We start from the raw sequence: 9067 nt of genomic DNA, 5'->3' as shown, positions 1-9067 counted from the left end.
GCGGCTGCCCCTCAAAGTGATCCACCGGTATCAGGCGACGGGATGATCACCCAACTCTCGTGTGGGTCTGCGGCTATCGCCGCAGCACCTCGATCACCTCGGCAAACGCCCCCATGAACCCGGAATTCACCGTGACATAAGAGATCCCCAGCTCCTCCCGCCACCTCAGCAGCCTCTCCGCCCCCTCCTCCGGCGTCCCCGGCAGCACGGTCACCGCGCCGCCGGCCACGAGCTCCGGAACCCCCACCCCGATGAACCGCTCCAACCACGGCGCAGGTTCATCACCCACCGCCAGCAGGTTCGCCGCCAGTTCCACCGGCTTACCCCGGAAAGAGTCCACATAGGACACTGCCTCGGCCTCGGTGGTCCGAGGCGACCAGGCCATCGTCGCGATATCGGCCTTCTCGGCGGCGAGCGCACGCGTCTTCGGGCCACCGGCGGCGAGCAAGAGTGGCGGCCGATCCTCTTGTGCCAGCAGGAAATCCACCGTCTCCGCCAGGTGCGTGAACCGGCCGTCCAACGACCCGCCGAAGGCCTCGATGCGGGCCGCCGCCTGGGGGCGTCCACTGCCGAGGCCGAGTTCGAACCGGCCGCCGGTGAACTGGTGCAGCGATCGCGCCTGCCAGTCCAGCAACCGGCGATCGCGGAACTTGTCCACTGCCACGAAAGTCCCGACGTGCAGCCGTTCGGTGACAGCCGCCGCCGACGACAGGATCGTGAACGGATCCAGCTCGCCCTGCGGATCGGGCGAGAGGAGGGTGTCGAAACCGAGGTCCTCGGCGTGGCGCGCGAGGTCCGTCCAGGTGCGCAGGTCGGCGCCGGAACCCACGACGCCGAAACGGAACGGGCGATCAGTCATGCCCCAAGGGTGCGCCCGTAACACGCGCGAAACGTCCGCCCACGGGCGGCAAACCGGCGTACGCGCGTCAGAGTACGGCGACGCTCAGCGCCTGCGCGATCTCCTTGCCCAGCGCGTGCGTGGTGTCCCCGACCTTCACCACGAGCGAACCGCCGAACGGCTGCCGCTCGACCACCTCGATCCGCTCACCGATACCGATCTCGTGATCGGCCAGATAACGCAGCATGTTCGGGTCCGTGTCCCACACCCGCACGATCTGCCCGACCGCACCCGGCTCCAGCTCGTCCAGCAACCGCGTCGGCAGCTCCTCGACGCTGCCGTCCGCCGCCGGGATCGGATCGCCGTGCGGGTCGCGCACCGGGTGCCCGAGCTTCGCCGAGATGCGCTCGACCAGCCGGTCCGACACCGCGTGCTCGAGCGCGTCCGCCTCGGCGTGCACCTCGTCCCACGTGTAGCCCAGCTCCTGCACCAGGTACGTCTCGATCAACCGGTGCCGCCGCAGCACACCCCGCGCCAGCAGGCGGCCCGCCGGGGTCAGCTCGATACCGCGGTACGGCACGTGCTCGACGAGCCCCTGCTGCGAAAGTTTCGTGACCATGCCCGACGCCGACGAAGGACTCACCGACAACCGCCCCGCGAGCGTGGTGTTCGTGACCGCTTCGCCGCGCTCCACCAGGCCGTAGATCACCCTGATGTAGTCCTCGATCGAGGACGACGAAGAACGGCTGGGGCTGTCAGGCATACCCTCAACTTTACGACGTGCGCCCGGCTCCGGGCCGCCACCGGTACCTGATCCACCCCGCCACCGGCTCCGCGCCGAGCTGGGCGTAGAACGCCGCGGCCTTGTCGTTGCCCTCCTGCATGTCCCATTCGACCCGGCCGTCCGTGCGCTCCCGCAGCGCGTCGAGCAGCTCGCGGCCCAGACCACTGCGCCGGTGTTCCGGCCGGATGAACAGGTCGTCGAGCCAGATCCCCGGCCTGCCCTCCCACGTGGAGAAGTTCCACGAGCAGAACGCCATTCCCGCGACCTCCGGCCGTCCCGGCGGCTCGGCGATCAGCACCCACGCCTTCGGGTCGGGGCCGAACAGGTGCTTGGTCATCTCGGTGCGGTCGAGCGACACGCTGTCGTTGCCCTCGTACCGGGCGTGCTCCTCGATGAGCGCGCAGATCTCCTCGACGTCGGTGACCTCGGCGTCACGGACGGGCATCGTGCGTTCCCCTCTCGTAAACCAGTTTTCCGCCGACGACGGTCGCCAGCACGCTCGCGTCGTCGAGCCCCGCCTCGTCGGTGATGTCGGCGGACAGCACCGCGAAGTCGGCGAGTTTCCCGATCTCCAGGGTGCCCACTTCACGCTCCCGAAACGCCGCGTACGCCGATCCGTACGTGTAAGCGCGCAACGCTTCTTCCGGCGTGATGCGCTCGGCGGCCCCGAAGAGGGCTCCGCCCGACGTACGCCGACGCACCATGTCCGCCAGCCCCAGCAGGGGCGCGCCGTTCACCACCGGCCGGTCCGAACTGCCCGGAAGGACACACCCCGCGTCCAGGAACGAGCGCAGCCGGTAGCACCACGCCTCCCGCTCCGGGCCGAGCGCGGCCGCCATCCCGTCACCGATCTCGTTGACGAACCGCCCCTGCGGCACCGGCACCAGCCCCAGCGCCGCGATGCGCGCCACCTGCGCGGGCGGCACCACGCCGCAGTGCTCGATGCGGTGCCGGTGGTCGTCCCGCGGATGGGCCGTCAGCGCCGCTTCGTACGCGTCGACGATCGTCGAGACCGCCCGGTCACCGATGGCGTGCGTCGCGATCTGCCACCCCGCCGCGTGTGCCTTCAGGATCGTCGCGGCGAGCTCCTCCTCCGGCTGCTGGAAGTACCCGCGGTTGCCCGGGTCGTTCGCGAAGTCGTCGTGCATCGCGGCGGTCCGGCCGATGAGCGAACCGTCCGCGAACAGCTTCATCGGCCCGATCCGCAGCCACTCGTCGCCCAGCCCGGTGCGCAAGCCGAGATCGAGCCCGAACCCGGCAGCGTCGGGTAGGTCGTGCAGCACGGCCGACGACACCATGAGCGTCGTCCGCACACGCAGCACCCCGCGTTCGCGCGCCTGCTGGTACGCCAGCACCTCCGCCGGGCTCTCCCCGACCAGCCCGCCGCCGACCCCGGCCTCCTGCACGCTCGTGATGCCCTCGGCCAGGTACCGCTCGCCGGCGCGGTCGATGGCGCGCACCAGGGTGTCCGTCGGCGTCGGGTAGGTCAGCGGCCGCAGCAGCAGCTGGGCCTGCTCGCGGAGCAGCCCGGTCGGCGAACCCTCGTCGTCCAGCACCACGTCCCCGCCGACGGGCACGTGCGCCACGTCCAGCTGCGCCAGGACGTTCGAGCTGACCACGACCATGTGCCCGGACGTGTGCTTGACCCGCACGAGGTGGTCCGGCGCCGCCCGGTCGAGCCCGTGCCGCGTGGGGTGCCCGCCGACCAGCCGGTTCTGGTCGTAACCGTTGGCGACGATCCAGCTCCCCGGCGGCGTCCGCGCGGCCCGCTCGGCGATCGCCGCGTACACCTCGTCCACGTGCTTGCACTCGCCCAGCGCCACCTCGTCGAGGCTCATCCCGAACCAGGCCATGTGGTTGTGCGCGTCGTGGAACCCCGGCACGACGACCGCCCCGCCGAGGTCCACCCGCCGAGGCGTGGACAGCGCCTCGGCGTCCTCCCCGAGCGCGACGACCCGCCCGTGCAGCACGGCCACCGCGGACGCCCAGCCCCTCCCGGTGAACACGCGCGCGTTCTCGTAGATCGTGTCGACCTTCACGCTCCGACCCTATCGATCGATCGATCGGTTAGCTAGGCTCGGCGGCATGAGCTGCGTGGAAGTCTCGCTGGGCGAGGTCGCACAGATCCGCCTGAACCGGCCGGAGCGGCTGAACGCCGTGGCCCCCGCACTGGTCGACGACCTGCTCGAAGCGCTCGACACCGTGGGGCGCTCCGACGCGCGGGCCGTCGTGCTGTCCGGCCGCGGCCGGGCCTTCTGCGCCGGCCACGACCTGAAGGAGCCGCCGGCCGAGGGTGACTCGCGGGCACGGCTCGAACGCCTGCAGGACGTCACGCGGCGCCTGCGCGCGCTCCGCCAGCCGGTCATCGCCGCCGTGCACGGCTACGCCATCGGCGCGGGCGCGGAGTTCGCGCTGGGCTGCGACCTGATCCTCGCGGCCGAGGACGCGGTGTTCGCGTTCCCCGAGGCCGGGCTCGGGCTCAGCGTCACGGGTGCCGCCTCGCGGCTGCTGCCGCAGCTCGTCGGCCCGCTCAAGGCGAAGGAACTCCTACTGCTCGGCGAACGCGTGCCCGCCGCGGAGGCGCTGCGGCTCGGGCTCGTGAACGCCGTGGTCCCCGACGTGCACACCACCGCGACGGAGTGGGCGGAGCGCATCGCCGGGCATCCCGCGGGCGCGGTCGCGCTGGCGAAGCGGGCGCTGGACGCGGGCACCGACCTGGAGGCGGCGCTGGAGCTGGAGGTCAGCCACGCGCTGATCACCGAGCACACGCCGGAGGTGGCGCGTTCGGCCGAGGCGTTCCGGAGCCGCGCATGACCGCGCTGGAGCAGGTCGACGACCTGGTCACGCTGGTCCGCCGCGCCGCCGAGCGGTGGCCGGACAAGGACGCGTGGATCTTCGACGAGACCGGTGAGCGCCTCACGTTCGGCGAGGTCGACCGGCGCAGCACGCGGTTCGCGCTGGCGCTGCTCGAGCTGGGCCTGCGGCCCGGCGAGCGCGTCGCGGTGATGCTGCGCAACCAGCCCGAGTTCCCCCTGCTGTGGCTCGCGCTCGCCAAGGTGGGCGCGGTGCTGGTGCCGGTGAACACCAACTACCGCGAGTTCGACGGGGCGCACGTGCTCCGTCACTCCGGGGCACGGTTCGCCGTGGCCGCACCGGAGTTCGTCGAGCTGCTGACCCGGATCGCCCCGGAGACGAAGGTCGAGCGCGTGCTCACGGTGGACGAGCTGCGCGCCGAGTCGGGCGGGCTCGCGCGGTTCGAGGCGGTCGGCGAGCAGCCGGTGAACATCCAGTACACCTCGGGCACGACCGGTGCGCCGAAGGGGTGCGTGCTGCCGCACCGCTACTGGCTCACGCTCGTCCGCGGCCTGGTGACCGACTTCCCCGCGGTGTCGGACGAGGACCGGATCCTGACGGCACAACCGTTCCACTACATCGATCCACAGTGGAACGTCGCGCTGGGCCTCGCCTCGGGTGCGGCACTCGTGGTGCTCGACCGGTTCCACCCCTCGACGTTCTGGGACAAGGTCCGCGAGCACGGCGTCACGTGGTTCTACTGCCTGGGCCTGATGCCGACGCTGCTGCTGCGGCAGCCGGAGTCACCGGCCGACCGGGAGCACCGCGTGCGCACGATCAGCGCCTCCGCGATCCCGCGTGACCTGCACGCCCAGTTGGAGGCGCGCTGGGGCGTGCCGTGGTTCGAGGCGTTCGGCATGACCGAGACCGGCGGCGACATCAGGGTGTCCGACACCGACCACGACGAGCTGGTCGGCACGGGCTGCATCGGCCGCCCCATCCGCGAGCGCGAGGCGATGATCGTCGACGAGGACGGCCGGCCCGTGCCCCGCGGCGAGACGGGCGAGCTGGTGCTGCGCGGCGTCGGCCTGATGCACGGCTACCACGACGATCCCGAGGCGACGGCCCGCGCGTTCCGCGGCGGCTGGTTCCACACCGGTGATCTGGCCACAATGGACGCGCAGGGCCGGATCTTCTACGTGGGCCGCACGAAGGACATGATCCGCCGCAGCGGCGAGAACATCTCGGCCGACGAGGTCGAGCGCGCGCTGCTGCTGCACCCGGCCGTCGAGGTGGCCGCGGTGGTGGCCGTGCCCGACGAGCTGCGGGGCGAGGAGGTCAAGGCGTTCGTGGTGCTCCGCGAGGAGGTGGGGCCGGACGAGCTGGCGGCGTTCTGCTCGGCCAAGCTGGCGTACTTCAAGGTGCCGCGCTACTGGACCATCGCGGAATCGCTGCCCCGCACCCCCTCGGAGCGCGTCGCGAAGGGCGAGCTGCGCGAGTCGACGCTGCCCGCCTACGACCGGGTGAGGCAGGAGTGGCGCTGAACACGGAACAACGCGTGCGCCGCGCCGCGGTGCGGTTGTTCGCGGAAAAGGGTTTCCACGGCACCGGCATCCGGGACCTCGCGCAGGCCGCCGGCATCTCCTCGGCGAGCCTGTACCACTACATGGGCACGAAGGAAGACCTGCTCGTCACGATCATGCGCGAGTGCCTCGACCGCCTGCTGCTCGGCGCGCGCCGAGCCGTCGAGGGCGCGGCCGACCCGCGGGAGCGGCTCGCGTCGCTGGTCGCGCTGCACGTGCTCGCCCACGCCCGGCAGCCCGCGGAGACGCGGGTGGTGGACAACGAGGTGCCCGCGCTGTCGGCTGCGGCGCGGCGCCGGGTGGTCGCGCTGCGCGACGAGTACGAACAACTGTGGACGGACGTGATCGGCGAGGGGCTCCGGCACCGGGCGTTCGCGGTGGCCGAACCCGCCGTGACGAGGCTCGCACTCCTGGAGATGTGCAGCGGCGTGGCCCGCTGGTACTCACCCCGCGGCCCGCTCGATTTGGATCGCCTTGCGAGCCATTACGCCTGCCTGGCGCTGCGGATGCTCGGCAGCGCCGATGACGACTGCCCCGCCGGGGTCGAAACGGCCCGGAAAGTGGTCGCCGATCTGTGGTGAACAACCCTCCAGCTGGGGATTCCGGGGCATTGCCTTGCCGCGACGGCGTATCTGAGGGACCCTCGAACTGTGAGTGAGCAAACGATCCATCTGGAACTGGACGAGTCCGGCCTCGCTCCGGGGCTGCCGGTTCCATCAGACCCTCGCGATCAGGTTCAGGACGTGCCTTATCGTCCCGTGGAGTTCCGTGACGACGACCTGCCGTCGGCCCTGGAGCGGTGCGCGGCCTGGCTGCGCAGCGCACAGGAGTGGCTCGGCGAGCCGCTCGACGTGCTGGCCATCCACCTCGACTACGACGATCGGGAAGGCGCTCCCTACTACGACGTCAAGCTGCTGTGCAACGAGGAGGACCTGGCCGGGGCACCGCTGGCCATCAAGGCACAGGGCAAGTAGGACCACTGTTCGCGAGGAGGGGTGCTTCCACTGGGGAAGCACCCCTCCGCCGCTCGCACGCGGCCTCAGCCGGGGGTCGCCGGGCCGCGCCCGGGGCACCCGGCGCGAGCCTCAGCCGAGGATGCCGCTCACCTTCACGTGCCCCTTGAGCAGGTTGCGGGCGATCGTGCGGCGCTGGATCTCGTCGGTGCCCTCGTAGATGCGCAGCAGCCGCAGCTCGCGGTACCAGCGCTCAATCGGCAGCTCCCGCGTGTACCCCATGCCGCCGTGGATCTGCAGCACCCGGTCGACGATCTCGTTCGCCTTCTGCCCGCCGTAGAGCTTCGCGATCGACTGGGCGTGCCGTGAGTCGAGCCCCTGGTCGACCTGCCACGCCGCGTGCAGCACGAGCCAGCGCAGCGCCTCCAGCTCGACCCCGGAGTCGGCGATCATCCACTGGATCGCCTGCCGCTCCGCGATGGGCGCCCCGAACGTCTGGCGCGTGTTGGCGTGGTCGATGGCCATCTGCAGCAGCCGCTCACACGACCCGATCGCGTGGGCGGGCAGGATGTAGCGCCCGCGCCCGATCCACTGCATCGCCAGCTCGAAGCCCTTGCCGACCTCGCCGAGGATCTGCGATTCGGGCACCCGCACGTCCTGGAAGATCAGCGACGCGGGGCCCCACTCGCCCATCGTGTCGATGTACTCGGACTTCCAGCCCATCTCTCGGTCGACGAGGAAGCACGTCACCCCGCCGTTGGCGCCCTTCTCGGGGTCGGTGACGGCGAAGACCATCACGAAGTCGGCCTCGTTGCCGCCGGTGATGAACGTCTTCTCGCCGTTGATGATCCAGTCCGCGCCGTCCTTGCGGGCCGAGGTGCGGATCGCCTTGGCGTCGGACCCGGCGCCCGGCTCGGTGATCGCGAAGCAGGACTTGCGCTCGCCCGCGATCGTCGGGAGCAGGTAGCGTTCCTTCTGCTCGTCGTTGGCGTAGAACAGGATGTTGTCCGCCGCGCCCCCGAAGCGGAACGGCACGAACGTGCGGCCCAGCTCGGCCTCCAGCAGCGCCGTCATCACCGCGGACAGGCCCATGCCGCCGTACTCCTCCGGCGTCTGGATGCCCCAGAAGCCGGACTCCTTCGCCTTGAGCTGGAGTTCGGTGAGTTCGTCGGCCGTAATGCCCGGCTCGCCCCGGCGTTCGCGGCGGAGCACCTCCTGCTCCATCGGCATCAGCTCTCGCTGCACGAAGGTGCGCACCCAGTCACGCACCTCGCGCTCTTCCGTGCTCAGGGTGAAGTCCATGCTCCGGTGCCTCTCCACAAATTACTAAGCGCTTGCTTACCAGCCAGGCTAGCGCACCGGCGGGGGGTGGGGAACCCGGTAAGTTGGCGTGGTGATCGGATGTGCGGTCTGGTGGGCGCGGCCCGTGCCGAACGAGCCCCGGTACCTGGCGTTGCTGGACGAGGCGGAGCACGGCAGACACCAGGCGTACCGGCAGGAGATCGACCGCCGCCGGTTCCTGACGGGCCGGGTGCTGGCGAAGACGGTGCTGGGTGAGCGCCTCGGCAGGCCACCGGAGTCGGTCACCTTCGACGCGACTTGTGATGACTGCGGGAAGCCCCACGGCAAGCCGAAGCTCGCGGGGGTGGAATTCTCGATCTCCCACTCGGGCGACCGGATCGGCCTCGCGGTGACGACGTCCCCCGTGGGCCTGGACGTGGAGACGGAAAACCGCCGGGCCGACGAGTCGCTGACTTCGTACGCCCTCAACGAGACCGAGCAGCAAGCGCTGAACGGTCTGCCGGAGGAGGCGAGGGCGAGCGAGTTCTTCCAGTACTGGACTCGGAAGGAGGCGCTCATGAAGGCCACCGGAAGGGGCCTGAAGATCCCGCTGCAAAGCATCACCCTGGACGGTCCACGCCTGGCCGCCTGCACGGACCCCGCACTGGACCCGGCCAGCACCTGGCTGGCAGACCTCACCCCCGGCGATGGATATCGGGCGGCGGTAGCAGTGCTGACCAGGGACGAGGTTGAGGTGACAGAACACACCTGGCAGCCCTAAGGGATGTCTCGTAACCCGGTGGGCGGCTGGCCGGTCCGGTAGTTGATCATGTTG

General features: G+C 70.8%; 10 protein-coding genes. 5 read left to right on the top strand and 5 right to left on the bottom strand.

Annotation, left to right across the window (positions count from 1 at the left end):
• Positions 1-73: 73 nt before the first annotated feature.
• From ABFX51_RS08210 to ABFX51_RS08195, 4 genes are all read right to left on the bottom strand, one after another.
• Positions 74-859 carry an LLM class flavin-dependent oxidoreductase gene (locus ABFX51_RS08210; RefSeq protein ID WP_091517234.1) on the bottom strand — a complete coding sequence of 262 codons (786 nt, stop codon included), beginning with the start codon at positions 857-859 and terminating at the stop codon, positions 74-76.
• Between the two features lie 67 nt (positions 860-926).
• Positions 927-1601, bottom strand: a complete 675-nt coding sequence (locus tag ABFX51_RS08205; protein ID WP_091517235.1) for a metal-dependent transcriptional regulator — start codon at positions 1599-1601, stop codon at positions 927-929.
• 10 nt (positions 1602-1611) lie between these two features.
• Positions 1612-2067, bottom strand: a complete 456-nt coding sequence (locus ABFX51_RS08200) for a GNAT family N-acetyltransferase (protein WP_091517236.1) — start codon at positions 2065-2067, stop codon at positions 1612-1614.
• Positions 2054-3661, bottom strand: coding sequence for an amidohydrolase (locus ABFX51_RS08195; protein ID WP_091517237.1), 1608 nt, complete (start codon positions 3659-3661; stop codon positions 2054-2056). Before ABFX51_RS08195 ends, ABFX51_RS08200 begins: the two co-directional genes overlap by 14 nt.
• Positions 3662-3707: 46 nt before the next feature.
• Between ABFX51_RS08195 and ABFX51_RS08190 the strand changes: the two genes are divergently transcribed.
• From ABFX51_RS08190 to ABFX51_RS08175, 4 genes are all read left to right on the top strand, one after another.
• Complete coding sequence (locus ABFX51_RS08190) at positions 3708-4436, top strand: enoyl-CoA hydratase/isomerase family protein (RefSeq protein WP_091517238.1); 729 nt, start codon at positions 3708-3710, stop codon at positions 4434-4436.
• Positions 4433-5959 (top strand): ATP-dependent acyl-CoA ligase, encoded by a 1527-nt coding sequence (locus ABFX51_RS08185; RefSeq protein WP_346053216.1) that lies wholly within the window; start codon positions 4433-4435, stop codon positions 5957-5959. Before ABFX51_RS08190 ends, ABFX51_RS08185 begins: the two co-directional genes overlap by 4 nt.
• Positions 5950-6579 (top strand): TetR/AcrR family transcriptional regulator, encoded by a 630-nt coding sequence (locus ABFX51_RS08180; protein WP_346053214.1) that lies wholly within the window; start codon positions 5950-5952, stop codon positions 6577-6579. Before ABFX51_RS08185 ends, ABFX51_RS08180 begins: the two co-directional genes overlap by 10 nt.
• A gap of 69 nt (positions 6580-6648) precedes the next feature.
• Positions 6649-6972 carry a hypothetical protein gene (locus tag ABFX51_RS08175; protein WP_091517241.1) on the top strand — a complete coding sequence of 108 codons (324 nt, stop codon included), beginning with the start codon at positions 6649-6651 and terminating at the stop codon, positions 6970-6972.
• Positions 6973-7083: 111 nt separating this feature from the next.
• On the opposite strand, the gene ABFX51_RS08170 is transcribed toward ABFX51_RS08175, so the two are convergent.
• Positions 7084-8253 (bottom strand): acyl-CoA dehydrogenase family protein, encoded by a 1170-nt coding sequence (locus ABFX51_RS08170; protein ID WP_091517242.1) that lies wholly within the window; start codon positions 8251-8253, stop codon positions 7084-7086.
• 91 nt (positions 8254-8344) lie between these two features.
• On the opposite strand from ABFX51_RS08170, the gene ABFX51_RS08165 reads away from it, so the two are divergent.
• Positions 8345-9013 (top strand): 4'-phosphopantetheinyl transferase family protein, encoded by a 669-nt coding sequence (locus ABFX51_RS08165; protein WP_346053211.1) that lies wholly within the window; start codon positions 8345-8347, stop codon positions 9011-9013.
• The last annotated feature ends 54 nt before the right edge of the window (positions 9014-9067 follow it).

This window comes from Amycolatopsis dongchuanensis (genome assembly GCF_039542405.1).
Classification (GTDB): domain Bacteria; phylum Actinomycetota; class Actinomycetes; order Mycobacteriales; family Pseudonocardiaceae; genus Amycolatopsis_E; species Amycolatopsis_E sacchari.
This window is presented reverse-complemented; position numbering and strand designations above follow the sequence as displayed.